This is a genomic window from Salmonella sp. 5800, assembly GCF_046558195.1.
Classification (GTDB): Bacteria; Pseudomonadota; Gammaproteobacteria; order Enterobacterales; family Enterobacteriaceae; genus Salmonella; species Salmonella enterica.
In genome coordinates this window covers 181,986-207,938 of sequence record NZ_JBGDOX010000002.1, presented here as the reverse complement: position 1 = coordinate 207,938, position 25,953 = coordinate 181,986, and the positions used below count along the sequence as shown (strand labels likewise).

General features: G+C 49.8%; 27 protein-coding genes, 1 tRNA gene and 3 pseudogenes. 11 read left to right on the top strand and 20 right to left on the bottom strand.

Annotated features, from left to right (window positions below):
• Nucleotides 1–2 precede the first annotated feature (2 nt).
• Nucleotides 3–812: a DUF2877 domain-containing protein gene (locus ACLJZ5_RS06020; RefSeq protein WP_000821191.1), complete on the top strand. Its 810-nt coding sequence runs from the start codon at nucleotides 3–5 to the stop codon at nucleotides 810–812.
• 3 nt (nucleotides 813–815) lie between these two features.
• Nucleotides 816–1,709 (top strand): carbamate kinase, encoded by an 894-nt coding sequence (locus ACLJZ5_RS06015; RefSeq protein ID WP_000855337.1) that lies wholly within the window; start codon nucleotides 816–818, stop codon nucleotides 1,707–1,709.
• A 40-nt stretch (nucleotides 1,710–1,749) separates the two neighbouring features.
• Here the strand turns inward: ACLJZ5_RS06015 and purK are convergent, their stop codons facing one another.
• The 4 genes from purK to ppiB form a co-directional block, all read right to left on the bottom strand.
• Nucleotides 1,750–2,817 carry a 5-(carboxyamino)imidazole ribonucleotide synthase gene (gene purK / locus ACLJZ5_RS06010; RefSeq protein WP_000815601.1) on the bottom strand — a complete coding sequence of 356 codons (1,068 nt, stop codon included), beginning with the start codon at nucleotides 2,815–2,817 and terminating at the stop codon, nucleotides 1,750–1,752.
• Nucleotides 2,814–3,323, bottom strand: coding sequence for a 5-(carboxyamino)imidazole ribonucleotide mutase (gene purE / locus ACLJZ5_RS06005; RefSeq protein WP_023197009.1), 510 nt, complete (start codon nucleotides 3,321–3,323; stop codon nucleotides 2,814–2,816). Before purE ends, purK begins: the two co-directional genes overlap by 4 nt.
• 117 nt (nucleotides 3,324–3,440) lie before the next feature.
• The gene (gene lpxH, locus ACLJZ5_RS06000; RefSeq protein ID WP_000212284.1) at nucleotides 3,441–4,163 is read right to left on the bottom strand and encodes a UDP-2,3-diacylglucosamine diphosphatase; all 723 of its coding nucleotides are present in this window, start codon (nucleotides 4,161–4,163) and stop codon (nucleotides 3,441–3,443) included.
• A gap of 2 nt (nucleotides 4,164–4,165) precedes the next feature.
• The gene (gene ppiB, locus ACLJZ5_RS05995; RefSeq protein WP_000255991.1) at nucleotides 4,166–4,660 is read right to left on the bottom strand and encodes a peptidylprolyl isomerase B; all 495 of its coding nucleotides are present in this window, start codon (nucleotides 4,658–4,660) and stop codon (nucleotides 4,166–4,168) included.
• Nucleotides 4,661–4,832: 172 nt separating this feature from the next.
• Here ppiB and cysS point away from each other — a divergent pair, with 172 nt between their 5' ends.
• Nucleotides 4,833–6,218: a cysteine--tRNA ligase gene (gene cysS, locus ACLJZ5_RS05990; RefSeq protein WP_000912376.1), complete on the top strand. Its 1,386-nt coding sequence runs from the start codon at nucleotides 4,833–4,835 to the stop codon at nucleotides 6,216–6,218.
• Nucleotides 6,219–6,261: 43 nt separating this feature from the next.
• Here the strand turns inward: cysS and ACLJZ5_RS05985 are convergent, their stop codons facing one another.
• The 5 genes from ACLJZ5_RS05985 to folD all read right to left on the bottom strand — a co-directional run bounded on the left by ACLJZ5_RS05985 (nucleotide 6,262) and on the right by folD (nucleotide 9,266).
• A complete protein-coding gene (locus ACLJZ5_RS05985; RefSeq protein ID WP_024797967.1) occupies nucleotides 6,262–7,086 on the bottom strand; it encodes a DUF2145 domain-containing protein in 825 nt (274 codons plus the stop codon).
• On the bottom strand, nucleotides 7,083–7,520 hold the full coding sequence (locus tag ACLJZ5_RS05980) for an STM0539 family protein (protein ID WP_001603031.1): 438 nt from the start codon (nucleotides 7,518–7,520) through the stop codon (nucleotides 7,083–7,085). The genes ACLJZ5_RS05985 and ACLJZ5_RS05980 overlap by 4 nt, the downstream gene beginning before the upstream one ends.
• A complete protein-coding gene (locus ACLJZ5_RS05975; RefSeq protein ID WP_001143507.1) occupies nucleotides 7,513–8,058 on the bottom strand; it encodes a metal-dependent hydrolase in 546 nt (181 codons plus the stop codon). Before ACLJZ5_RS05975 ends, ACLJZ5_RS05980 begins: the two co-directional genes overlap by 8 nt.
• Before the next feature lie 127 nt (nucleotides 8,059–8,185).
• Nucleotides 8,186–8,398, bottom strand: a complete 213-nt coding sequence (gene ybcJ, locus ACLJZ5_RS05970; RefSeq protein WP_000190278.1) for a ribosome-associated protein YbcJ — start codon at nucleotides 8,396–8,398, stop codon at nucleotides 8,186–8,188.
• A gap of 1 nt (nucleotide 8,399) precedes the next feature.
• Complete coding sequence (gene folD / locus ACLJZ5_RS05965) at nucleotides 8,400–9,266, bottom strand: bifunctional methylenetetrahydrofolate dehydrogenase/methenyltetrahydrofolate cyclohydrolase FolD (protein WP_000729165.1); 867 nt, start codon at nucleotides 9,264–9,266, stop codon at nucleotides 8,400–8,402.
• Between the two features lie 546 nt (nucleotides 9,267–9,812).
• On the opposite strand from folD, the gene fimA reads away from it, so the two are divergent.
• The 6 genes from fimA to sfmF all read left to right on the top strand — a co-directional run bounded on the left by fimA (nucleotide 9,813) and on the right by sfmF (nucleotide 15,908).
• Entirely contained in the window at nucleotides 9,813–10,370 is a 558-nt protein-coding gene (gene fimA, locus ACLJZ5_RS05960) for a type 1 fimbrial protein subunit FimA (protein ID WP_000681026.1), read from the top strand.
• A 75-nt stretch (nucleotides 10,371–10,445) separates the two neighbouring features.
• Nucleotides 10,446–10,979: a type 1 fimbrial protein subunit FimI gene (gene fimI / locus ACLJZ5_RS05955; protein ID WP_024797968.1), complete on the top strand. Its 534-nt coding sequence runs from the start codon at nucleotides 10,446–10,448 to the stop codon at nucleotides 10,977–10,979.
• A 43-nt stretch (nucleotides 10,980–11,022) separates the two neighbouring features.
• Complete coding sequence (fimC, locus tag ACLJZ5_RS05950) at nucleotides 11,023–11,715, top strand: type 1 fimbria chaperone FimC (RefSeq protein WP_024797969.1); 693 nt, start codon at nucleotides 11,023–11,025, stop codon at nucleotides 11,713–11,715.
• A gap of 30 nt (nucleotides 11,716–11,745) precedes the next feature.
• Nucleotides 11,746–14,358, top strand: coding sequence for a fimbrial biogenesis usher protein (locus ACLJZ5_RS05945; RefSeq protein WP_024797970.1), 2,613 nt, complete (start codon nucleotides 11,746–11,748; stop codon nucleotides 14,356–14,358).
• 14 nt (nucleotides 14,359–14,372) lie between these two features.
• Nucleotides 14,373–15,380 carry a type 1 fimbria D-mannose specific adhesin FimH gene (gene fimH / locus ACLJZ5_RS05940; protein ID WP_024797971.1) on the top strand — a complete coding sequence of 336 codons (1,008 nt, stop codon included), beginning with the start codon at nucleotides 14,373–14,375 and terminating at the stop codon, nucleotides 15,378–15,380.
• Nucleotides 15,381–15,389: 9 nt separating this feature from the next.
• Nucleotides 15,390–15,908, top strand: a complete 519-nt coding sequence (gene sfmF, locus ACLJZ5_RS05935; RefSeq protein WP_000603409.1) for a fimbria assembly protein — start codon at nucleotides 15,390–15,392, stop codon at nucleotides 15,906–15,908.
• Between the two features lie 45 nt (nucleotides 15,909–15,953).
• Here sfmF and fimZ read toward each other — a convergent pair whose 3' ends face one another.
• The 4 genes from fimZ to fimW all read right to left on the bottom strand — a co-directional run bounded on the left by fimZ (nucleotide 15,954) and on the right by fimW (nucleotide 19,000).
• Complete coding sequence (fimZ, locus tag ACLJZ5_RS05930; protein WP_000801272.1) at nucleotides 15,954–16,586, bottom strand: fimbria biosynthesis transcriptional regulator FimZ; 633 nt, start codon at nucleotides 16,584–16,586, stop codon at nucleotides 15,954–15,956.
• A gap of 603 nt (nucleotides 16,587–17,189) precedes the next feature.
• The gene (fimY, locus tag ACLJZ5_RS05925; protein WP_024797972.1) at nucleotides 17,190–17,912 is read right to left on the bottom strand and encodes a fimbria biosynthesis regulator FimY; all 723 of its coding nucleotides are present in this window, start codon (nucleotides 17,910–17,912) and stop codon (nucleotides 17,190–17,192) included.
• Nucleotides 17,913–17,930: 18 nt separating this feature from the next.
• On the bottom strand, nucleotides 17,931–18,242 hold the full coding sequence (locus ACLJZ5_RS05920) for a hypothetical protein (RefSeq protein WP_000226491.1): 312 nt from the start codon (nucleotides 18,240–18,242) through the stop codon (nucleotides 17,931–17,933).
• A 161-nt stretch (nucleotides 18,243–18,403) separates the two neighbouring features.
• Nucleotides 18,404–19,000, bottom strand: coding sequence for a fimbria biosynthesis transcriptional regulator FimW (gene fimW, locus ACLJZ5_RS05915; RefSeq protein WP_024797973.1), 597 nt, complete (start codon nucleotides 18,998–19,000; stop codon nucleotides 18,404–18,406).
• Nucleotides 19,001–19,254: 254 nt separating this feature from the next.
• Here fimW and ACLJZ5_RS05910 point away from each other — a divergent pair.
• Nucleotides 19,255–19,331, top strand: a tRNA-Arg gene (locus ACLJZ5_RS05910).
• Between the two features lie 280 nt (nucleotides 19,332–19,611).
• On the opposite strand, the pseudogene ACLJZ5_RS05905 reads toward ACLJZ5_RS05910, so the two are convergent.
• From ACLJZ5_RS05905 to ACLJZ5_RS05880, 6 genes and pseudogenes are all read right to left on the bottom strand, one after another.
• Nucleotides 19,612–19,926 (bottom strand): annotated as a pseudogene (locus ACLJZ5_RS05905) (hypothetical protein).
• Nucleotides 19,927–20,362: 436 nt separating this feature from the next.
• A complete protein-coding gene (locus ACLJZ5_RS05900) occupies nucleotides 20,363–22,174 on the bottom strand; it encodes a hypothetical protein (protein ID WP_024798616.1) in 1,812 nt (603 codons plus the stop codon).
• Nucleotides 22,171–23,091, bottom strand: coding sequence for a glycosyltransferase family 2 protein (locus tag ACLJZ5_RS05895; RefSeq protein ID WP_000703644.1), 921 nt, complete (start codon nucleotides 23,089–23,091; stop codon nucleotides 22,171–22,173). Before ACLJZ5_RS05895 ends, ACLJZ5_RS05900 begins: the two co-directional genes overlap by 4 nt.
• Nucleotides 23,088–23,450 (bottom strand): GtrA family protein, encoded by a 363-nt coding sequence (locus tag ACLJZ5_RS05890; protein ID WP_024797975.1) that lies wholly within the window; start codon nucleotides 23,448–23,450, stop codon nucleotides 23,088–23,090. Before ACLJZ5_RS05890 ends, ACLJZ5_RS05895 begins: the two co-directional genes overlap by 4 nt.
• Before the next feature lie 422 nt (nucleotides 23,451–23,872).
• Nucleotides 23,873–24,118 carry a hypothetical protein gene (locus tag ACLJZ5_RS05885; protein WP_024797976.1) on the bottom strand — a complete coding sequence of 82 codons (246 nt, stop codon included), beginning with the start codon at nucleotides 24,116–24,118 and terminating at the stop codon, nucleotides 23,873–23,875.
• Between the two features lie 199 nt (nucleotides 24,119–24,317).
• A pseudogene (locus tag ACLJZ5_RS05880) lies at nucleotides 24,318–24,691 on the bottom strand (ATP-binding protein); the annotation flags it as partial.
• Nucleotides 24,692–24,694: 3 nt separating this feature from the next.
• Between ACLJZ5_RS05880 and ACLJZ5_RS05875 the strand changes: the two are divergent.
• A pseudogene (locus ACLJZ5_RS05875) lies at nucleotides 24,695–24,919 on the top strand (hypothetical protein); the annotation flags it as partial.
• Nucleotides 24,920–24,984: 65 nt separating this feature from the next.
• Here the strand turns inward: ACLJZ5_RS05875 and rclR are convergent.
• Nucleotides 24,985–25,839, bottom strand: coding sequence for a reactive chlorine-specific transcriptional regulator RclR (gene rclR / locus ACLJZ5_RS05870; protein WP_024798617.1), 855 nt, complete (start codon nucleotides 25,837–25,839; stop codon nucleotides 24,985–24,987).
• Nucleotides 25,840–25,953 lie beyond the last annotated feature (114 nt).

Below are 25,953 nucleotides of genomic sequence, written 5' to 3'. Positions count from 1 at the left end.
TCATGAAACGTATCCATCCTCTTATGGCAAGCCGACAATCGGCGGATTATCGGCAACCCTGGCAGATGTCAGGGGTATGGCGTCGCTCTATTAATTTTGTGGCGAAAAGCGGTGAGTTATTAACGCTTCACCGTCGGGGGAGCGGCTTCAGTCCGGGAGGGTGGATACTGCGCGGCGGCGATTTTGACGCCTTGCGCGATGTGCTCACCGATGGCGAAAAACCGCAGTCAACCGCTGCCGGTATTCAGATTGGCGAGTTTCTTTTATGCGAGCCGGAGAGGCGCTGTTCGCTGCGGGTTCCACGCTATCTTGCGTCGCCGCGTCTTAACGCGACGTACATGCAGCGTAGTGAGGAGACGGGACTGTTTGGGCCGTTAACCGTCGCCGCAGCTCAGCCTCTATGTCCGGAACTTCGCCAGTTTTGTCACTGCTTTCAGTCGGCGCTTGCAGGTGCTGCGACTGACTGGCGGCTATGGCTGGGTAAAGGGCCGGGCTTAACGCCCAGTCATGACGACACGCTGACGGGAATGTTGCTGGCGGCCTGGTATTTTGGCGCCATAGATGAACGCGCCGGGCGTAATTTTTTTGCCCAATCCGGCAGCCTTGATCGGGCGACGACGCTCGTGAGCGTCAGCTATTTACGCTATGCGGCTATGGGTTATTTCGCGTCGCCTTTACTCCACTTTATTCATGCGCTGCGACGAGATGCTCGCACAGAAACGGCGATTGATGGACTGCTGGCGCTGGGGCACACCTCTGGCGCGGATACGCTGCTGGGGTTCTGGCTTGGACAACAAATAGTAAAAGGATAGGGAATGAAAACGTTGGTAGTTGCTCTTGGCGGCAACGCATTATTGCAGCGCGGAGAAGCGCTAACGGCAGAGAATCAATATCGCAATATTGCCGACGCGGTGCCTGCGCTGGCGCGACTTGCCCGCTCGTATCGGCTGGCGATAGTACATGGCAACGGCCCCCAGGTCGGCCTGTTGGCTTTACAGAACCTTGCCTGGAAAGCCGTTGAGCCTTATCCGCTGGATGTGCTGGTGGCGGAAAGTCAGGGAATGATCGGCTATATGCTGGCGCAGCGTCTGGCGCTTGAACCCGATATGCCGCCGGTGACTGCGGTATTAACGCGAATAAAGGTATCGGCGGACGATCCTGCTTTTCTTGAACCGGAAAAGTTTATTGGTCCCGTTTATTCGCCAGAAGAGCAAATGGCGCTGGAAGCGACTTATGGCTGGCATATGAAACGTGATGGAAAATATCTGCGCCGTGTCGTCGCTTCCCCGGCGCCGCGTCAGATTATCGAAAGCGCCGCTATTGAGTTATTGCTAAAAGAGGGCCATGTGGTGATTTGTAGCGGCGGTGGCGGGGTTCCTGTTGCCGGTGAGGGCGAAGGGGTCGAGGCGGTGATAGATAAAGACCTGGCGGCGGCATTGCTGGCGGAGCAGATAGCGGCCGATGGTTTGATCATTTTGACGGATGCGGATGCGGTGTATGAACATTGGGGAACGCCGCAGCAGCGCGCTATTCGTCAGGCTTCGCCCGATGAGCTGGCGCCGTTTGCCAAAGCCGATGGCGCGATGGGGCCGAAGGTGACCGCGGTAAGCGGGTATGTGAAGCGGTGCGGAAAGCCGGCATGGATTGGCGCGCTGTCGCGTATTGACGATACCCTGGCGGGCAGGGCGGGAACCTGCATCTGTCTGTGATCGCGACGGGCGGCGACAGAGAATGCGCCGCCCACGCTGTTTATTTAAGCTTACTTTGCGCCCAGATAATGCCGCTGGCGTATTCGCCCGGCAGGAGCGGAGAGAGCGCTTCCAGGGTGGCGCTAAGACGTGACGTATCGCTGTCGGTCAGATTCAGATGGCCGACTTTTCGCCCCGGACGTACCGCTTTATCATACCAGTGCAGATGTACCAGCGGCAGCTTCAACCAGTCGTAATTCAGCTCGCTGCCGATCAGGTTGATCATCACCGACGGGGCGTTAATCACCGGCGCGGGCAACGGCAGGCCGGTAATCGCGCGCAAATGCAATTCAAACTGACTGATGCTGGCGCCATTTTGCGTCCAGTGTCCGCTGTTATGCACGCGCGGCGCCAGTTCATTGATTAGCAGGCCTTCCGGCGTGATAAAACATTCCATCGCCATTACGCCGACGTAGTTCAGCGCCTGCATAATTGCTGACAGCATCGATTCCGCCTGCTCCTGCTGTTCGGCGTTCGCCTGTGGGAACGCGACGCTGGTCCGCAAGATGCCGTCCTGATGCAAATTGTGCGTTAGCGGGTAAAACACGGTACTGCCGTCATGAGCGCGAGCGCCGACTAACGACACTTCGCCGGAAAAATGGATACCGCGCTCAACAATACATTCGCCATAGCAGTCATCCGGCAGTTGCCCGGTTTCGTCCGCGCGTAGACGCCACTGCCCGCGACCATCGTAGCCGCCAACGCGACGCTTAATAATCGCCAGTTCGCCCAGACGGTCAAAGATGCCGGACCACTCGTCGGCGCTGGTCAGCAGCTGCCACGGCGCGGTCGCGAGTCCCAGTTTATCGAAAAGCTGTTTTTGTGTCAGACGGTCGGCGATGATCGGAAATACATCACGATTGACAAAGGCCGGGTGGCGCGCCAGCTCGCGGGTAAGCGCGGTTTCCGGCCAGCGCTCAATCTCTGCAGTAATGACGCTCTGCTGTACCGGCACGGCGGTAGGCTCTGCATCCAGGCCAACCGGCCAGACGGCGATACCCAGCGGTTCTCCCGCCTGGCGCAGCATTCGGCCCAGTTGTCCGTTGCCGAGAACGCAAACTTGCTTCATAGCGTCCCCCGCGGATCGGGATTTTCCAGAACTTCATCGGTTTGTGCTTTGCGCCAGTCGGCAATGCGCTGATGCAGTTTCGCGTCGTGTTGCGCCAGAATCTGCGCGGCGAGCAGGGCGGCGTTAGCGGCACCGGCTTTACCGATCGCCAGCGTACCCACCGGAATGCCGCGCGGCATCTGCACAATGGAGTAAAGGCTATCCACGCCGCTTAGCGCAGCGCTTTGTACCGGCACGCCGAGCACCGGGACCAGCGTTTTTGCCGCAATCATTCCCGGCAGGTGTGCCGCGCCGCCCGCGCCGGCAATAATCACTTGATATCCGTTCTCTTCCGCCGTTTCGGCGAAGCTGAACAGCTTATCGGGGGTGCGATGGGCGGAAACCACTTCTACATGGTGCGGGACATCCAGAATTTCAAAAATTTCGGCGGCGAATTGCATGGTAGCCCAGTCGCTTTTGGACCCCATCACGATGGCGACACGCGCCGGATTATTGCGGGAAGACATGCGTCTTAAAACTCCTGTGGTGCGGGACACGCTGCTTTTGAGGTGTCAGAGAATAGCATGATAATCAGGCAAGGAAAACGGTTGCGTGCGCGCCATAACGGACGATTCGACGAACATTTACAGGGGGAAGGCGATTAACTCCACGTTGTCCGGTGTGACTTTTACCATTGAACCTTCATGATGCCATGCGCCTAACACCACGCGGAATGCGGGCTGGTCGTTGGCGGAAAGTTCATGCACCGCCGGGCGGTGGGTGTGACCGTGAATCAGCCACTGTACGCGGTGTTTTTCCATTTCGGCGACGACGGTCTGCGCATTGACGTCCATAATATCCAGCGATTTGCTGCTGTTGGCGGCTTTACTGCCGGCGCGCATTCTGGCGGCGATACGGCGGCGGATAAACAGCGGCAGGGTAAGGAACAGTCGTTGCACCCACGGATTATGGACTTTGGCGCGAAACGCCTGATAACCGGCATCATCGGTACAGAGCGTATCGCCGTGCATAATCAATACATTGCGGCCATACAGGTCGAGCACCTTTTCCTGCGGCAGTAGAATCATGCCGCTTTCGCGGGCAAAGCGTTTGCCAATCAGGAAGTCGCGATTACCATGAATAAAGAAGCAGGGGACGCCGGAATCAACCAGCGATTTAATGGCAACGGCCATTTCACGATGTAGCGGGTTGGGGTCGTCGTCGCCAATCCAGGCCTCGAAGAGATCGCCAAGAATATACAGCGCGTCGGCCTGACGGGCTTCCACGGCTAAAAAACGCAGAAAACCGGCGACGATCGCCGGTTCTTCCGTTTGCAGATGCAAGTCTGCAATAAACAGTGTCGCCACGATTACTCGCTGACGGTCACGTTTTCAATGATGACGTCTTCTTTTGGTACGTCCTGGTGCATACCGCTACGGCCAGTGGCGACGCCTTTGATTTTATCTACCACGTCCATACCTTCTACGACTTCCGCAAAGACGCAGTAGCCCCAGCCCTGCAGACTTTCGCCGGAGAAGTTCAGGAAGTCGTTGTCTGCCACGTTGATGAAGAATTGCGCGGTAGCCGAGTGTGGCGCCTGAGTACGCGCCATTGCCAGCGTACCACGGGTATTTTTCAGACCATTGTTGGCTTCGTTTTTGATCGCCTCTTTGGTGGCTTTCTGTTTCATGCCCGGCTCAAAGCCGCCGCCCTGAATCATAAAACCGTTAATCACACGGTGGAAAATGGTGTTGTTGTAAAAACCTTCGCGGCAGTAGTCCAGGAAGTTTTTAACTGTTTCAGGCGCTTTATCATCAAAGGTTTTGATTACGATATCGCCGTGATTAGTGTGGAAAGTAACCATTTTTGCATCCTGTTCCAAGAGAGTGGTGCTTTAGCCCGCAATGGGGCACATATAGGGGCTTGTTATAGCATAACCGTAAGCTGCGATCACCTTGCAAAGTGTGCTGCTTCGATTACGAATAATATGTATCATACGAAGATTATTACCCACACACGTCTATACGGAATCTTCGATGTTAAAAATTTTTAATACACTGACGCGCCAAAAAGAGGAATTCAAACCCATTCATGCCGGGGAAGTCGGCATGTACGTGTGTGGTATCACCGTTTACGATCTCTGCCACATTGGCCACGGACGCACGTTTGTCGCTTTTGACGTTGTCGCGCGCTATTTGCGTTTTCTCGGTTATAAGCTGAAGTATGTGCGTAACATTACCGATATCGACGATAAAATTATTAAACGCGCCAATGAAAACGGCGAAAGTTTTGTCGCGCTGGTCGACAGAATGATTGCGGAAATGCATCAGGACTTCGACGCGCTGAATATTCTGCGTCCGGACAGCGAGCCGCGTGCGACGCACCATATTCAGGAAATTATCGAGCTCACCCGCACCTTAATCGAGAAAGGGCACGCCTATGTGGCGGATAACGGCGATGTGATGTTCGATGTACCGACCGATCCGACTTATGGGCAGCTTTCCCGTCAGGATCTTGAGCAGCTTCAGGCGGGCGCGCGCGTGGATGTCGTTGATGTGAAGCGTAACCCGATGGACTTCGTGCTGTGGAAAATGTCGAAAGAGGGCGAGCCGAGCTGGCCGTCGCCGTGGGGCGAAGGGCGTCCGGGCTGGCACATTGAATGTTCGGCGATGAACTGCAAGCAGTTGGGCAACCATTTTGATATTCACGGCGGCGGTTCCGATCTGATGTTCCCGCACCATGAAAACGAGATTGCCCAGTCTACCTGCGCGCATGACGGCGAATACGTCAACTACTGGATGCACTCCGGTATGGTGATGGTGGATCGCGAGAAGATGTCCAAATCGCTGGGCAACTTCTTTACCGTGCGCGACGTGCTGAAATACTACGATGCGGAAACCGTGCGCTACTTCCTGATGTCCGGGCATTACCGTAGCCAACTGAACTACAGCGAAGAGAACCTCAAGCAGGCGCGCGCCTCGCTGGAGCGGTTATACACTGCATTGCGTGGAACGGATAAATCAGCGGCCCCGGCGGGCGGCGAAGCGTTTGAAGCGCGTTTCGTGGAGGCGATGAATGACGATTTCAATACGCCGGAAGCCTACTCCGTCCTGTTTGATATGGCGCGTGAAGTCAACCGTCTGAAGGGCGAGGATATGACCGCCGCGAATGCGATGGCGTCTCATCTGCGGAAGATTTCCGGCGTGCTGGGACTGCTGGAGCAGGAGCCGGATGTTTTCCTGCAAAGCGGCGCGCAGGCGGATGACGGTGAAGTTGCGGAAATTGAAGCCTTGATTCAACAGCGTCTGGATGCCCGTAAAGCGAAAGACTGGGCGGCGGCGGACGCGGCGCGCGATCGTCTCGCTGAAATGGGTATTATTCTGGAAGATGGCCCGCAGGGCACCACCTGGCGGCGTAAGTAAGCGCTTTTACAGGCCGCTCTATTTGCATAGAACGGCCTGTTTTTTATTTTTTCGCACCGGGCGAAAGATAAACACACACCGACTCCCCCAGATTCTGATGTTCACACCCGGGTATTGCCCGGCTGTAATGGGCAATAAAGCGGATGACGCTGTCGCCGCTGTTTAGCCCCACATTTCCTTTTCGCAGCAATTCTGCTGGCTGATCGTCGGTGAAAACGTTAGGGGTGAACAGTTTTGCGCCTAATCGTTCAAAAGTGCCAGCACTACCGATAGAGGGTTGATAACCCTGAAGCTGCAACCAGCGGCGGGCATCATTGCGTGACCAAACCTGCGCATCGTTTGCTCGCGCAAACACTTCGAGAAGCCAGCCATTCGAATTCTGATAAGGGCCGGAAAAAGGCCACGCAATCAGGTTATAGCGGGGACTGTGGAAGAGATTGAGTTTGATAGCGCTATGTAAGAGCGTTTGTAATGCCGTCGCGATATCTGAACGCGGGCGCAAAACGGCAATGCTCTGATTCACCAGGTCATCAGCCAGAAACTCATACAGACCTTGTATATAGAGCGCTGATTCAGCGGTTCCGCAAGTATTCAGATTATGGTAAACCCGCCAGTCTCCGTTTAGCTGGCGCATGGCATAGCCAGCATGTGACCAGGTTAAATGTCGGCTCGACATATCTTGCCCCTGGCGAACCAGAATGACGACCGGATCGGGTTGACTGTTAAGCTGTTGTTTGAGCTGTAGCGCCTGATCCATTGTCGCTGCGATGCTCTCCGGCGTGTTTGCTTTTTGGTGACAGTTAGCACTGTCTGCATAAGCGTTGAGCGAGATTGCGCTGAGCCACAGGGCAAACGCGAATCGCTTCATTTGGCCGGTACCGTCTGGTTGCTGGAAAGTCCTGCGTCGTCCTGATTTACCATATGGGCAAGGACTTTGCCCTCTTTTTTCAAATAAGCGCCGGTGCCTTCCTGCGTTTTTTCCAGAGTGACTTTATCACCTGCTTTGAGGTTGCCTTCTTTGACGACATTTAGCGGAACTTGCATTTTAATGTCTTTGTTATCGGGAGACTTAGTGGTTATCAGCGCGGTTTTTTGCTTTTTATTTTCGACAACAGATCCAATGATCAGGTTGAGCGGCAGCAGTACGGGGGAGAGTATAATTCCGCTAACCAGTGCGGAACTGCCCACGCTGACAACCGCAGACGATGCCGCATACCAGCCAGTGGCAGACATTTCTTCGCTATAGCTGGCGTGGGAAAATGAGAAACAGATGACCGCGGCGGCGAATGTCATTTTATTCATATTGATTCCTTTTAATATGCGTTTTAAGTACCCATAGAAATAACACTAAAATACTTCCCGGCAACCACACCCACAGCAATTCTGAGAGAATGACCTGATGCCCATACGGCGTGATGTAGCTTGAAAGCGCGAACGGCGCGACTTTAATCACCTGCCAGGGCGCAAAAAAACGTTCATCTGACCACGGCCACAGCCAGCCGACGCCTTTACCCCCCGTGGTTATCGAATCCAGCAGGCTGTGCGACAACAATGAAACGGTTAAAAACAGCCAGCAGCGCACCTGCCCAGCTCGAAACCATCGTCGTCCCGCGAGTACGCACAACAGGGGGAGGACGAATGCGAAAAGTAAAGAGTGGGTAAATCCGCGATGGCCGAAAACGTTGCCGTAGGCGACGCCAAATTTAAAGGCCAGCACGTCGGCATCGGGGAGCATCGCCAGCACAACACCGGCAAACAGCAGGCGAGGAGGGATAACTTTCAGGCCTAAGCCTGCGCCAAAACACAGGGGAACGGCGGCGTGGGTGATAACGGTAGGCATAGCGATGGTTCACAGGGAAATAGCCATGCTAGCAGTTGGAACGCAGAGGATTAAGTGGATGATTATCTGAAAAGACAGCGTAATCAGGCCGGATAAGACGCTTTGCGTCGCTATCCGGCACTCTGTATCAGGCCACGACGTTCACACTTTGGCCTTCAAAGCTAACGGTTTGCCCGGCGACAATTTTGCAGCGTTTACGCGTTTCAACCGCGCCATCAACCTTCACCAACCCGTCGGCAATGGCGATTTTCGCCTGTGCGCCGCTTTCGCTCCAGCCTTCCAGCTTGAGCAGATCGCACAGCTCGACGTGCGGGTGCTTGCCTAAAGAGAATGTCGCCATGTTATTTTCCTTGTGGATCGTGATATTCAATGCACGCCTGCAGCGTGTTTTCGATAAGCGTAGCGACCGTCATCGGGCCGACGCCGCCCGGAACTGGCGTGATGTATGACGCGCGCGCCGCGGCTTCGTCAAACACGACGTCGCCAACGACCTTGCCATTTTCCAGACGGTTAATACCGACATCAATCACAATTGCGCCTTCTTTAATCCATTCGCCGGGAATAAAGCCCGGTTTACCTACGGCGACAATGAGCAAATCAGCATGCTCGACATGGTGACGCAGATCTTTGGTAAAGCGGTGCGTAACGGTAGTCGTACAGCCAGCCAGCAGCAGCTCCATGCTCATCGGGCGTCCAACGATATTGGACGCGCCAATGACCACCGCATTCAGGCCGTAGGTATCAATATTGTAACGCTCAAGCAGGGTCACAATACCGCGGGGCGTACAGGGACGCAGGCGCGGCGCACGCTGGCACAGACGACCGACGTTATAAGGATGAAAACCGTCTACGTCTTTATCTGGCGCGATACGCTCCAGCACTTTAACGTTGTCGATACCTGCCGGTAAAGGCAACTGCACCAGAATACCGTCGATTGTGTTATCTGCATTCAGAGTATCGATAAGCGCCAGCAGTTCGGCTTCGCTGGTGGTTTCTGGCAGGTCATAGGAGCGGGAGACGAATCCCACTTCGTCGCACGCTTTACGTTTGCTTGCGACATAAATCTGTGAGGCCGGATTGCTGCCGACCAGCACCACAGCCAGGCCGGGAGCGCGAAGACCTGCTGCGACGCGTGCCTGAACTTTTTGAGCAACCTCAGATCGCACCTGCTGCGCAATCGTTTTACCGTCAATAATCTTTGCTGCCATCAGAGAGAAGATTCCATCTGTTACTTCAAGTCAAAGGGGATGACGCTATTTTGTCAGAAGCGGGCCTCGCTGTCAGTTAACGTTTGTGTTTCCGATGCAAACGCGACGTCTCCCCCGTCTGTTGACGATACTGAGACGTGACCAGTAAGCGAGCCATGATTAACCAAAAAGAAACAATTCATCACCCTGGTTATGGTTACCGTAATCCCTCGCCGTTAATAGCATCGGGCGGCATAATGCGACATTTTATACAAAATAAGATTAGACCCTTCTTATATCCCAATAAGAATTAGCTTAGGTCATTAAAAGAGTTTGCGGCTATTTTTTATTTAGCGAAATGTTTAATTTATTACCGTGACGAAATGTCATATTTGCAAAGATTAATTACTGCGTCTGATACTCAGGGGAGAAACAGAAAACTAATTAATCCGCGATATCTATCTTTACAGGATGCAGAGATAACTTTTCTGACATGCTATGTCGATAATAATTCAAACGGAGCCGACAGGATGCCGAAACCGGGTGTGTGTAATTCAAGGGAAATCCATGAAACATAAATTAATGACCTCTACTATTGCGAGTCTGATGTTTGTCGCTGGCGCAGCGGTTGCGGCTGATCCTACTCCGGTGAGCGTGAGTGGCGGTACTATTCATTTCGAAGGTAAACTGGTTAATGCAGCCTGTGCCGTTAGCACTAAATCCGCCGATCAAACGGTGACGCTGGGTCAATACCGTACCGCCAGCTTTACGGCGATTGATGATACGACCGCGCAGGTGCCTTTCTCCATCGTCCTGAATGACTGCGATCCGAAAGTGGCGGCTACCGCTGCCGTGGCTTTCTCTGGTCAGGCAGATAACACCAACCCTAATTTGCTGGCTGTCTCCTCTGCGGACAATAGCACTACCGCAACCGGCGTCGGGATTGAGATTCTTGATAACACCTCCTCACCGTTGAAACCGGACGGCGCAACCTTCTCGGCGAAGCAGGCGCTGGTTGAAGGCACCAATACGCTGCGTTTTACCGCACGCTATAAGGCAACCGCCACCGCCACGACGCCAGGCCAGGCTAATGCCGACGCCACCTTTATCATGAAATACGAATAATCCCGTCAGGGAACGCCAGGGAAGGGAGGCGCCTCAACGGAAGAGGCTATCGGGGATAAATAGAGAACATAGCAGATGATAAGGAAAGGTGCGGCGCTAGCGGGGCTTGTTTTGATGTCGCCCGTCATTGCGCAGCCGGTAATGGTGGAGAGCGGGCGTGTTCACCTGCGCGGACAACTGGTCAATGGCGGCTGCGCTGTCGCCACTGAAAGCCAGGATTTGCGCGTACTGATGGGACAGTACCGCACGAATGCGTTTACCGGTCCTGGCAGCTTCGCTCCCGTCAGCGTTCCATTTTCGTTACGGTTAATCTCCTGTAGCGCGGAGGTCTGGCGTCATGTCGGCATTGCGTTTGCCGGCGTTACGCCTGCGGAAGATCCCCATGTTTTTCTGGCCAGCGGCGAGGGTATCGGTAATGCCGGAATCGGCCTGGCATTATTTGATGACCAGCAGCGGCAAATCATACCTAACACGTTACCGCTTCATTACACGCCCATTTTAACGTCAGAAATGACTTTGCATTTTACTGCCCGCTATCGGGCAATTTCAGAAAATATGACGCCGGGACGAATTCATACAGAAGTGTGGTTTACGCTGGTTTACCCATGAATTTTCTTGCCGACGTGACTCAATGCAAAAGGTATTTTTTACCATGCTGAATAGTATAAAATTAGGCTTTATTGTTCTTCTCACGTTATTTACTTCGCTGAACGTACAGGCAGCGGGGGGGATTGCATTAGGCGCCACGCGCGTTATTTATCCCTCGGAGGCGAAACAGACTTCTCTGGCAATCAGTAATAGCGATACTCAAGAACGTTACCTCGTCAATTCATGGATCGAAAATAGCGCCGGGCAGAAAGAAAAAACGTTTATCGTTACGCCGCCTTTATTCGTCAGCGAACCCAAAAGCGAAAACACGCTGCGTATTATCTACGCCGGGCAACCGCTACCCGGGGATCGGGAGTCGTTATTCTGGATGAACGTGAAAGCCATCCCGTCGGTCGATAAAAGTCATATTGAAGGAAAAAACGTTCTGCAACTGGCGATTCTGTCGCGCATCAAACTGTTCGTGCGTCCGGCGAATTTGCCGCAGACGCCGGAAGACGCGCCGACCTTGCTGAAATTTTCCCGTGTCGGCAACCATCTCAAGATAACCAACCCATCTGCTTATTACCTCACGCTGGTCAATATCAGCGTGGGCGCGAAAAAGATTGATAACGTGATGATCGCGCCAAAAAGCGACATGCAAATTCCCTTACCGACTGGCGCGCAGGGCAGCGTGACATTTCAGACCGTCAATGATTACGGCGCATTGACGTCGGCGACAACGGCCAGTCTCGGTTAAGCAGAGAGCGTGAAGCCACACGAGAACACGATGAAGAAGACAACCTGGTTTGCAGGGCGATTTCCCGGCTATGTATCACCGTTAAACGGCGTGGCGCTGTCGGTGCTGGCGGCGCTGTGTCCGCTGACGAGCCGCGGCGAAAGTTATTTCAACCCTGCGTTTTTGTCGGCGGATACCGCGTCCGTGGCGGATTTATCTCGCTTTGAAAAAGGTAATCATCAGCCGCCCGGTATTTACCGGGTGGATATCTGGCGTAACGACGAATTCGTAGCGACGCAGGATATTCGTTTTGAGGCGGGCGCCGTGGGCGCCGGCGATAAATCCGGCGGCCTGATGCCTTGTTTTACACCGGAGTGGATTAAACGGCTGGGCGTGAATACCGCGGCGTTCCCTGTCTCAGATAAAGGCGTCGATACCACGTGTATTCACCTTCCTGAGAAAATCCCGGGCGCGGAGGTCGCGTTTGATTTTGCGTTGATGCGCTTAAATATTAGCTTGCCGCAGGCGTCATTGCTCAACAGCGCGCGTGGCTATATCCCGCCGGAAGAGTGGGATGAAGGGATACCTGCCGCACTCATCAATTACAGTTTTACCGGTAGCCGCGGAACAGACAGCGATAGCTATTTTTTGAGTCTGCTGAGCGGGTTGAACTATGGCCCCTGGCGGCTGCGTAATAACGGAGCCTGGAACTATTCGAAAGGGGACGGCTATCATTCGCAACGCTGGAACAACATTGGCACCTGGGTACAGCGCGCCATCATTCCGCTAAAAAGCGAACTGGTCATGGGGGACAGCAATACCGGGAACGATGTTTTCGACAGCGTCGGCTTTCGCGGAGCGCGGCTGTACTCTTCTGACAATATGTATCCCGATAGCCTGCAGGGCTACGCCCCCACGGTCAGAGGGATCGCCCGGACGGCGGCAAAGCTGACGATACGACAGAACGGGTATGTTATCTACCAAAGCTATGTGTCGCCGGGCGCGTTTGCGATTACCGATCTTAATCCTACCTCTTCCAGCGGCGACCTTGAGGTGACGGTAGATGAAAAAGACGGTAGCCAACAACGTTACACGGTGCCTTACTCTACCGTTCCGCTATTGCAGCGTGAGGGCAGGGTGAAGTATGACCTGGTGGCCGGGGATTTTCGCAGCGGCAATAGTCAGCAGTCTTCGCCATTCTTTTTCCAGGGAACGGTGATTGCCGGCCTGCCTGCGGGGCTGACGGCTTACGGCGGTACGCAACTTGCCGATCGTTACCGTGCCGTGGTGGTCGGGGCGGGGCGAAATTTGGGCGACTGGGGAGCCGTGTCGGTCGATGTCACACATGCGCGTAGCCAACTGGCAGATGACAGCACCCATCAGGGGCAATCGTTGCGTTTTCTGTACGCCAAATCGCTGAATAATTACGGGACGAATTTTCAATTGCTGGGTTACCGCTATTCCACGCGCGGATTTTACACCCTGGATGATGTGGTATATCGCAGTATGGAAGGGTACGACTACGAATACGATAGCGACGGACGCCGCCATAAAGTGCCGGTGGCGCAGAGCTACCACAATCTCCGTTACAGCAAAAAAGGCCGCTTTCAGGTCAATATTTCGCAAAACCTGGGGGATTACGGGTCACTGTATCTTTCCGGCAGTCAACAAAATTACTGGAATACGGCGGATACCAATACCTGGTATCAACTGGGATACGCCAGTGGATGGCAAGGCATAAGTTATTCGCTGTCATGGTCGTGGAGCGAGTCGGTGGGGATCTCAGGCGCCGACCGCATTCTGGCATTCAATATGTCCGTTCCGTTTAGCGTTCTGACCGGACGGCGCTATGCGCGCGACACTATTCTTGATCGTACTTATGCCACGTTTAACGCCAACCGCAACCGCGACGGCGACAATAGCTGGCAGACCGGCGTGGGCGGCACGCTTCTGGAAGGACGTAATCTGAGCTACAGCGTGACGCAGGGGCGTAGCAGTACCAATGGTTATAGCGGCAGCGCCAGCGCTAGCTGGCAGGCGACGTATGGCACGCTGGGCGTGGGATATAACTACGATCGCGATCAGCATGACTATAACTGGCAACTTTCCGGCGGCGTGGTCGGTCATGCGGATGGTATTACGTTTAGCCAACCGTTGGGCGATACCAATGTCTTGATTAAAGCGCCGGGAGCGAAAGGCGTGCGCATCGAAAACCAGACCGGCGTGAAAACGGACTGGCGGGGCTATGCGGTAATGCCCTACGCCACGGTATATCGCTATAACCGCGTCGCGTTAGATACCAACACGATGGACAACCATACCGATGTCGAAAATAACGTCAGCAGCGTAGTGCCGACAGAGGGCGCGCTGGTGCGGGCTGCTTTTGATACGCGGATAGGCGTAAGGGCAATCATTACCGCGAGGCTTGGCGGACGTCCGTTACCGTTTGGCGCGATAGTACGAGAAACCGCCAGCGGCATTACCAGTATGGTCGGCGATGACGGGCAAATTTATCTGAGCGGCTTGCCGCTAAAAGGTGAATTGTTCATCCAGTGGGGAGAGGGGAAAAACGCACGTTGTATCGCCCCTTACGCCCTGGCGGAGGATAGTCTGAAGCAGGCGATTACGATAGCCAGCGCGACCTGTATCCGTCCGGCGTCATAAAAGGAAAAATAGAGATGAAAATATACTCAGCGCTATTGCTGGCGGGGACCGCGCTCTTTTTCACCCATCCCGCGCTGGCGACGGTTTGCCGCAATTCAAACGGGACGGCGACCGATATCTTTTACGACCTGTCAGATGTTTTCACCAGCGGCAATAATCAGCCGGGACAGGTGGTGACGTTGCCGGAAAAATCAGGTTGGGTCGGCGTAAACGCGACGTGCCCGGAGGGGACAATGGTAAATTATACCTACCGAAGCTATGTATCAGAATTACCGGTACGAAGCACCGAAGGAAATTTTAAATACCTCAAACTGAATGACTACCTTCTGGGCGCGATGAGCATCACCGATAGTGTCGCTGGCGTATTTTATCCGCCCCGTAACTATATTCGCATGGGCGTCGATTCTAACGTGTCGCAGCAAATGCCGTTTGGCGTGCAGGACTCAAAGCTGGTTTTTAAATTAAAAGTGATACGGCCTTTTATTAATATGGTGACGATCCCTCGCCAGACAATGTTTACCGTCTATGTGACGACCTCTACCGGCGACGCGTTGAGCACGCCGGTGTATACCATTAGCTACAGCGGCAAAGTGGAAGTACCGCAAAACTGTGAAGTGAATGCCGGACAGGTCGTGGAGTTTGATTTCGGCGATATCGGCGCGTCGTTATTTAGTCAGGCGGGGGCGGGTAATCGTCCGCAAGGCGTCACGCCGCAAACGAAAACCATTGCTATCAAATGTACCAACGTCGCGGCGCAGGCCTATTTATCGATGCGGCTTGAAGCCGAAAAGGCCTCAGGACAGGCGATGGTGTCCGATAATCCGGATTTAGGCTTTGTGGTTGCTAATAGCAACGGTACGCCGCTCACACCCAATAATTTGTCGAGCAAAATTCCGTTTCATCTTGATGATAACGCCGCCGCTCGCGTAGGTATTCGCGCCTGGCCGATCAGCGTGACGGGGAATAAACCGGTGGAAGGGCCGTTTACTGCGCGCGGCTATCTACGAGTCGATTATGATTAAGGAGGCATAATGATCCTTCGGCGCGTTTTCATCGCTATCGGTTGTGTTTTGTTAAGCCCGCTGAGTCAGGCCACCTCATCTCTGGGCGAAGTGAATATTGAACTGCGCGGTAACGTGGTGGATTTTACCTGCGCCGTGGTGGCGGGCGACAGTAACAAGTCGGTTAATCTCGGCACCTGGCCGACAAAACAGCTTCACGCCGTCGGTGACGCCACGCAACCGGTAGCCTTTAGCCTAAAACTTGAAGGTTGCCCGCCGGGGTCGGCGTCTATAACGTTTTCCGGGACGCCAGCGCCTGGCACGGCATTACTGGCGCTTGCTGATACGGCAATGGCGCAAAAACTGGCGATTGAAATTCGCGATGGCGATCAACGTCGATTGCCACTTGAACAGGCCAGCAAGGCCGTCGATATTGACAACAACGGCAATGCTACCCTGAAATTCTATGCGAACTATATCGCCTTAGCAGATGGCGTGCAGCCCGGACTTGCTAACGCGGATGCGACTTTCCTGATCAATTACAATTAATGCCCGTTATTGTGGCTCCCGAACGATAATTCGCCGGGAGTACCTTTACAATAATTCGTGTGATTTGGCGTAATCGATAAGCTCAACGATAGAGTGAAGGCCAAGTTTAGAAAATATATTGGCCTTATGCGCGCTGATAGTCTTGTTACTCAATAAAAGTTGCTCGGCAATTTCTTTGTTAGACATTCCATTGGCCAGATAGCGCAGCACGGTAACTTCGCGGTTAGATAGTGGCATATCATGGTGCCCGCCTTTGGGGGGACGGGTATTACTGATGAAATTAAGCGTCTCAGATGGGAAAAAAGAATAGCCGGATAAAATCATTTTTACCGCATTATAAATATCATTGAGGTCTTTGCGTTTACTTACAAATCCGTTTGCGCCCGCTCTTATTGCTCTTCCGGCATAAAAAGCCTCTGATTTTGACGATAAAAAAAGTATCCGGGTATGTTCCTGGATAGATTTGATTCGTTTAAGTAAGGTAAAGCCGTCGGTGCCCGGTAATTCAATATCCAGAATGACAAGGTCAACAGGATAAGTGCGCAGATACTCTATCGCTGTTCGGCTATCATCCGTTTTCAGGACAACCTGGATATTGCTATTTTTACCGAGTAAAACTTCGATCGACATTCTTACAATAGGGTGTTCGTCCATAATGATAACAGATGCAGGTTTCATTGTTGTATGCCTCAGACTGTTATGCGTCCTTCGTTTTAGAATAAGCGTCAGACACCTTAAAGATTGTGAAATAGCCAGATCTACACACCACACAGTGGAGCAATAATAAAGAATGAGACCTCCCTGTTGACTGGCTATTTTGCGTAAGAGTAATAAATATGTGGAATATCCATTTCGCACCAACAAAAAAGAAATTTCTGATTAAGTAAAAACAATATGGATTATACCTGGTCTGATTTCTCGGAAAAGTCTTGCGAAATGCGAATTATGGATAGCGGGTAGGATGTTCTGTGGCGTTATAGAAAATTTGTTCGTGGTAGAGCTATTTTCTTTAGAGTTGACATTGAGTAGTTTAAACTGTTGTTTTTAAGTATAAAAATAATATGAAAGACTAATTGTTTAGTATTTGTTATGTAATAACAGAAACATGTTTACGCTGGAGACCTCAAAAAACGAGGAGGAACAGGGGACGGTGTAAGAAAAAAATTTTTATCGCTTACCAGGACGAGTTGTAAATATTAATTTTATGTGAAATATTTACATTTAATGGAAGTGAAAATAAGTAATTTCTTAAAAAATCTTATTCACCAAAACGTTACTTCGTTAAAAAATATCGTGGAAAGTAACGTTTAGCTGCTGGATCAGCCGAAGAAAGCTTTGCCTGTGGGGAAGGTTAAGGAGGGTGATAAGTTGTTTAATCCGGTAAACCACACGATGATAAGGTACGCTTTGCTGCCGTGCTATTTCTTTTAAAGAGGCGCCTTGCGCTAAAGTTTCAATCATCAACCAGTCAGTACGGCTAAAGCTTTCCGATAAGCGAGGTTCGGCGGCTGATAACAAGGCTTCGCGTACAGAGGCCAGATTTTGTCGTCGCGACAGGACAAAAAAACGCCCAGCCATACGGATAAACTGAGCTATAGCGGGGGTTTTATCTGATACCAGCAGGTAAATCTGGATATCGCTTTGTTGCCAACTGAGCGCGCGTAGCTGGTTAAGCGCCTCAATACAGGAGACAGGTAGCGTCTCCATATCTACAATCAGTTGTCTGAGCGACCCCTTTTCAATCCACAAAGAAATGTCATCTAATGAGCGGAATGCAGCGGTACGTTTTCCGGAAAATAAGTAATGACTCAGCGAATAGCCGAGGTAGTTGTCAGTTGTAATTATTGCCTGAGAAATGATACCAACCGGCAAGGCATAATTAAGCTGTTGGTTCAGTAACTCAAGGCGATCAAATATCTGCGGCGTTGGAGAGTGATAACGGCAGGCGCAGTCTTTGGCATTTCTTAAACGGCGGTGTCTTTCCCTGCGTGGTACGCTGCGCATCCTGCTTTTTCCATTGCTCTAATATATATCTGGTAATATGGCTGGCCATAAATAACCTTGTCCCATCGTTGCACCAGCGTAAAAAGCAATGCTTCGTTGCTCTGATGTTTCAATGCCTTCCATCAGCATTAACTGCTGAAAAAAAACTTCGCTATCATGTTCTGACGGAAGTTGCGTCAGAACCTCATAGCCGATTAATTGCGCAGTTGAGAGATGAACGATTGGCTCAGATTTTAACAATCCGCTGTTGAGATATAAATGACGTGTTGGCGAAGACGCCAGGTGTGGGGGATTTATCCTTTCCTTTAATAAAGTACCCTGTGCCACCAAACACTCCTCCAGGCATTTATGATGCAGCCATATATTTTTGACCCCTGAATCTATCAGGATATTATGGGCATCATTGTGGCAGCGTTAAAAAAATGCCTGTAGGTATCGTTACTTAATTATTGGTGAGATATTTCGTAAGCCTTGTAAAAAGTTAAGTGAGTTTACTTACTGAGTAAGAAATGAAGGTTGACTCTAATATACTTTAAAAACTGCTGCTCCGTTTTAATATGTAATTTTCGCATAATGCTCCGGCGGAGTGACTTTGTCTGCTCTTCAGAAAGTGAAAGTAAAGCAGCCGTTTCGCTTAAATGATAACCGCTGGCGATCAGTTTTAACAGGTGACGTTCTGTTACTGAAAAATGACGAGTCGTGCAGTAGTGGCAAATGCCAGAAGGGACGCTATGTCGAAGCGCTCGCTTATGTAAGATCAATATCATTTTCCGGGTAATTTCTTCAACATCATCTTCCCGATAAATATGCGGCAGCATATACAGACATGGTCTGAACATGAGCTTTTCTTTATCGCATTTATTACAAATAATCACCCGTAGCTGATGTTGGGTATGCATAGGTATCTGGTAACAACCTGCGCTGAACCAATCATCATCCAGGGCCAGAAAAGCGATATCGGCATTATCTATCTCTTCTGGCGGCAGAAAGTCAATTTTCTGCTGCCATTGATTCGCCAGACGCGTCATGATGATTTTCAACCCATGCTCAAAGTGACTGTTTTGTTCCTTAATAGCGATACTCAGCATAAAAAATATCCTACACGGCAGGTGAATCATGGTGAAATATTAAAGAAACTGATTGATTATCTAAATACTGGCGGCCTTAATTCCCACTTTATGCGTGCTGAGATGTGTCCAGGCGATTTCCTGGAACCTGGCATTGCGCCAGAAAAGACGATATTCGTACACTTAGTCAGCAACCAGAACAAAAGCCATTGACTCAGGAGTGCCTGACCGTATAATTCTCGCGTTTCGTCTACACGAAGTCTTCACTTCACAAGGCGCCCTTAGCTCAGTTGGATAGAGCAACGGCCTTCTAAGCCGTGGGTCGCAGGTTCGAATCCTGCAGGGCGCGCCATCTAAAAATCAACAAATTACATTTCTTTTATTTTCTCTGCTCTTTCATTGTGGGGAAGCTGGGACACAATCGTTCAATATTACGCCTATTTGCTTAGCGTGTTCGGTTAAATTTATGCATACCTATTGACTGACTTGGCGGAATCTTTACATGATGTTTACAGACAGCCTGTGTGAATCCAGTTAGTAGCGATGGGTTTGGTAACTTGAAGAAATACACTGGCATCATCAAGTGTGAGGCTGTGTGATTCCGGGGGCATCTGGCTCAGCTTTTTGATTCTCTAGCGAGTTGTTGGTGCTACATTCCTGCGTGTCTCCATTTCAGACTTTAACAGCGCAACGAGGGAGTCCGATTTACTGAGGGTATCTTTGAATTCCGGAACTCATTTTGACGTTTTTCGGATGTATCCCTGATTCTGGAGACTGCTGAACAAGCCAGACACATCTGCGGAAGCCTGCTGGATCATATGGCGTGTCAAAGCCGTCACCATTAATATTCTTTTTCAGATCACACGCAATAGAAGTAAGAGTAGCACTGGTGATGCTGACATTTCCTGCGATTAGCATTTCAAAACCTTCATTGCCAAAGCCGACATTTATTGCCTCTAATAAAAAACGCCATCAAGTGGCTTGGTGTTTTTTCGCCTCTTCTATTGAGAACGACTACGTGTCGAAAACAGATGCAATATCGTAATCGCTGGTCTCCTCTCTTAATGTGGTAACATCTTGTTCAGTAGGCGGCATGAAAGTTATCGGCGCTCGCCAGACATAATCGACGGCAACTACTGGTACGGTACTTATCGGGGCGTTCGACGCCAGGCAATTATATAAGATTGGTACCATGTATGTTCAATCTGAAGGTGCTACTATAGTAGGGGGTTACGGCATGCTCTTCGCCATCTAATTCATAGCGCTGGTGTGGAATAACTATTCCGATTTTCGGAACATTTCAACCAAAACCCGCTTAACAGCATGAGTTTTCTATAGACAAAAAGCGCCTGTATTAATTACTGACGCTTTTCCATGACTTTATTATTTTATATGCTGAAGTGAGTATGACTCAAAACATACATTTGAATCTTTTTGAGCGAATAACTGTATTTCTGCAGATGGCATATCTTCGTTTATTTCGAAAATATAAGAACCATTTTTATATTTATTATCAGACATCTTGATTTTTTTTCCTGTTATATAAGAAAAAATTAATGCTTCATACTGATCGCCATGTGCATTAATTTTTAAAGAATACCACCCACGACCAAGAGTCTTATAGGGCCCATATGCAACCATGCCTTGTACGCCAGCATTGCATATTTGATTATTGTCCCCAACCTTGAAGTCACTTTTTACTACATTGGCACTTCCTTCTATATCGCCATCATAAATATTAATAGAATGACTGTAAACCAGGATGGGGGAATCCCACACCATATATGTTAATTTTGGTTTGCCATATAATTCTTCTATGACTTTTTTTTGTTGGTCATTATCAACAATGAAAAAGTTATTTCCATTGTTAAAATATGATATTTTTGTTAACCAAAAAGATGGCAAAACTTTTTTATTTTCTATGTCGATGTTAACAGGGGCTATATTGAATTTCTTTTCCACACTCACCGCTGCCGCATTCCAGAATGTTGCATATCCATTAGATAAGTTGTGTTGAGTCAAAAAATTAGATATAAGCCTATATTTTGATGTGGTTCTGTCATTGCGAAATAAAAAATCAGGCTGATTTACATATATTAATGAATAAGCAGAAATTGAAATTGAAAAAAACCATAAAACTATATTTGATATCTTTGGTACATTCGCATTTCGACATAAGAAAATTGAACCAAAAATAATGACAGGAATTAAATATCTTGTTGTACCCTCATCCACTGGTTTATCGCTTAAGGCATATGCAGGAATCATAATAAGAGATGCTATCAATAGCGCGGCGTCAACGAGACTAAACTTTCTTATTTTTATAAGCGAAGAAATTAAAAGTATAAAAAATATAACTAATGATGTGAATTTTAAAGAAGAGAATATTCCTTCAGGTGAACTGATTATTTTACTAAAAAAATCAGCGTTGAATAATATCAAAAGCCCTTTAAAAAGTAGCGAGATGTTAAAAGTTAACTTGTCATAACTAACAAATGTAGGCGAACCAACCCCTGGCAAATAAAAAAAATCAGCCGAGTTAGTAAAATGTAAGATTAACTTGAATAAAAAATACGAAAAAACCAAAGACGAAAATATTACAAATTTATCTTTTGCATTTTCATTGGCTATAAAACAGCTCAATGCAATTGGCAAAAAAAATAAATATATTGTTATATCATCGCTAAATATCGTTAAAGATGCGATTATTGATGATAGAAATAAATATAATCTATTTCTTCTGCGACAATAAAAATCAATTAATATATATGAAACAACGATATAAGTATATGTAGGGACATGGATTATCGCTACAGAAAGCATGTAACTGACAGCAGCACCAGGGAAAGCAAGGAACAGTAGCAAAGCCCATGCTTTTTTGTAGCCAGAAATTGTTCCCAGTGCATAGCATGAAGCGAACAGGCTACCAGCCATTAATCCAGGTATAACGTATGTTATCCATTCAGAATAACCAAAAAGCTTTATAGCAAGAGCAAACCAGACTAAGTCAGTAAAATAGAAAGTTACTGTAGATAAGTACCATCCTTTTAGTGTTATGTTTCCGTTTGCAATGTCAGCAGCCTCTAAAATACCACTCATGCTGTCAGAGCTTGGGATAAATTTATAGCTTAATGCGGTAAAAATATATGAAAATATCAAAAAAACTAATATTACCGAAAGCCCCTTTTTGGTCATTTTTTAATATCCTTAAGTAAATATTTTGGACGTTTTTTGGTTTCAATATAAATTCTGCCAATATATTCTCCCAGCACGCCTATCCCTATCAACTGCACCCCTCCAAGGAAAAGTATGGAGACGAGTAATGAAGGATATCCTCTTACTGGGTTTCCGAAGGCGAGCGTATCCAAAATCATCCACGCCCCGTAAATAAAAGCCATTCCTGCGACAACCAGACCGATATAGGTCCACATACGCAGAGGAAAAGTTGAGAAGCTAGTTATACCTTCTATCGCCAGATTCCATAGCTTCCATCCGTTGAATTTAGTGTTGCCAGCCACACGTTGCGCGCGCGCATACTCCACAACATCAGTGTGTCCCCCAACCCAACTCAGCACACCCTTCATGAACAAGTTGCGTTCGGGCATTAATTTAATATTTTCGACAACTTCACGACTCATTAACCGAAAGTCGCCAACGTTCTCTTCGATTTTCGGATTGCTGATTTTGTTGTGCAGCTTATAAAACCACTCAGCTGTCTTACGCTTCATGCGCCCGTCAGTTGAGCGGTCTGAGCGCTTAGCCAGCACCATATCTGCGCCAGCCTGCCACTTCTCAATGAGATGGGGGATTACTTCTATCGGATCCTGTAAATCGACATCAATAGGAATGACCGCATCCCCGGTTGCGTGGTCGAGCCCCGCGAAAAGAGCAGGTTCTTTACCGAAGTTTCGCGTAAACGAAAGCGGAATAACGAGCGGATCAGATGCAGCTATTTTGTTAATTATTGATTCAGTTGCATCTTTGCTTCCGTCATTAATAAAAACGATCTCCACTTCATATTCTTTTAGTTCATTAAACTCACGTACCGTTTTATAGAAAATCGGTATCGTGTCTTCTTCATTAAAAACTGGAACGACAAGAGAGATTTTCATTTCGTATCCCTAAAGACAATGAACTTTGAATAAATGAATCCGCATATCAGGCTGATAGCTGAAAAGGTGATAAGAGTAAGGAGTGGTGGCAAGGAGCATTTGTCAGCCATCCAGCCAACAACAGCGCTCAGTGTTCCCATAAATCCCACGTACATCATGTAGCGAAGCGTGGTGGTGCTGGCGTTAAAGGTGAAGCGCGCATTGGCATAGAAGCTAAACGATACGGCGATAACAAAACCGGAAAAGTTCGCCAACGCCTGATGCGTATGCATCCCATACACACAAAAAGCAAATACGCCCCAATGAATAAGCGTGTTAAGAACACCGATCGATGTGTACTTAGCGAATAACTTCAACATTATGAAAATCAGCGGATTCGGAAAGGTCTGGAGTGTAGCACTACAAATTGTTTTGATCGATATAAACGATCAATAATGTGGTATTTAATAGTTTAAAGTTATTGTTATCTTATTAATTGATCGTTGTTACCGATCAATTGGGGCTACTGATTGCTAAGTAGTTTGGGACAAAAACGGGACACACAAAGCTTTGCATCGGCTTGCAAGGCTTTGCATGTTTTTCGAAGGTGGGGCGAGTGAGCGCCGTAGTAATGGGATAACTTGTTGTTAACTCAGTTAGTTCCAGGAACATCTAAGCCGTGGATCGCAGGTTCGAATTCTGCAGGGCGCGTCATTTAACCTCTCAAAATTACGTTAATCCGTAAGCTTCTGCGGCGGCGATGTTGCGCCATCCGCAGTACGTGACGCTAATATGCAAATAACTAATTGCGTTTAATCTGTTTATGGTGCTCCTCAGCTTGGATCTCGTGGGAGAAAGAATGGGCATTATTCATCGATTGATGGATGACCATTGCTTTTTCATGGTCGTCCATTTCAGAAAAGGGGGTCGCATTTTCCACAGTAGCCGGGGCGCTGGGTTTCTGTGTCTGAGCTATTTGCTGATGCGCGAAGGCGTCACCGTTATTCATCATCTCATGCGCCGTGGCGGATAATTGGCGGGATTCCATTTTCTCTGCGGCTTTTACGCCAGCTGAAATAAAAAAACGACAGCTAAAAGGGATGTAAACTTATTTATCTTATTTCTCCGGTGTGGGTTAAGAAGAGAAATAATAAAACAGTCATTGGGTCTGGCGCGTGACGGGATAATGACGATTATATCAGATTATTTTGCTGGCTAGTGATAGCGCCTTTCACTATCGCTACAGTTCAACGGAGGTGTTTGGGTAATGTCAAAATAAAACGAGTAGCGCGCGTATCGGAGGTGACAGAAACTTTTCCCCGGTGCGCAGTGACGATGGATTTTACAATTGCCAGGCCTATACCGCGGCCCTCCCCTTTACGCTGGCGGGAGGGATCAACGCGATAAAAACGATCGAAAAGGCGCGGCAATGTTCCGGCGCGATTGGCGTACCGGGGTTTTCAACAATAATATGCATCTGGTCGTCCGCTTCTTTTATCCGAAGAGTAATGGTTTTACCCGGCGGCGTATAGCGCATTGTATTAGAGAGTAAATTACTGATCGCTCTGCGCAGCATGATGGGATCGCCGGTGATTCAGCAGGCGCGGCCTTCAAAGCGCAAGCTCCCAACACCTTTTCGGCAGAAAAACTCGATGAGGCGCTTTACCACGGGGCGGTGCTCCGGGGGCGGCCAAAAGCCATGACGGTAGCGGTGATTATCGCCGGTCTGCTACCTGTTTTATGGGGGACCGGCGCGGGTTCTGAGGTGATGAGCCGTATTACCGCGCCGTTGCTGTCGCTGTTCATCATTCCGGCAGCCTACAAGCTGATGTGGCTGCGCAGGCATCGTCGCCTTGCGGCTAACGTGTGTCGCCCGCCTGCGGCAGTCAAACTGCAGGCGGGTTCAGTATACGCTTATCGTCCGAGCGCATTGACCCGTTTGCGGTACTCGCCTGGTGTACAACCGAATTCACGGACAAACGCTTTGTGAAAAGAAGATTCGCTCGCATAACCTACCGACTCGGCAATCACCATCACCGGCAGCGCTTCACGCGACAGGGTCTGGGCGGCGATTTGCAGGCGCAGCGTTGTTAACACGGCTAAGGGCGTTGTAGCGGACACGTCGCGAAATAGCTGGGCGAAGCTCGCCCGCGACATGTGTACCCGTTGCGCCAGCGTTTCGACCGTCCAGGGATGCGCCGGTGTTTCCAGCATGTGAAGGATCACGCGGCCCAGCCGGGGATGCAGTAATAAATTGAGCACGCTTTTCGCCGTGCCAGCCTGCGATAGCCAGTCGCGAACGGCGAGGGTAAACAGCGTGGCGCACTGCTGACTGTATAAGACCTCAGCGCCAGGTAAATGGCGTTCTGACTCCTGCTGTAACAGCAAAATGGCGGCGTTAATCCAGATACTGGCGGGGCTATGCGGCGGCGGGGCAAGACATAACACTTCCGGCAACGCGGTAAGGAAATAACGTGACGTTGTGTGCAGACGTAGACTACCGCACACGATATGTGTCGGTGCTTCGCCAGACTGGCGCAAACGGTGGGCGGAGTTTTGCGGCAGAATCACCACCTTTCCCGGCGTAAGCGTCATGGCGTCGCCGGTAGGCATTTCCAGTTGCGCTTCGCCCTGCGTAACGGTATGCCAGCGAATCACCGATAGCTCGCCAGCGGCGTGCGGCAACTGCCAGTCGCCGCCTAACGGGCAATTCTTGTCGATTGAGCCCTGAGGGGCGTTAAGCGTCAATAGCCGACTAAGCGCATCCATATAGACTCCAGAACAGATTCTTTTTCAAAAATAGGGATAACCATTTTTGTCTCTGTTCACTATATTTCGGACTCAATGTCATTTCTACTCTTGTTTTTGCTAACCGCTAATTTA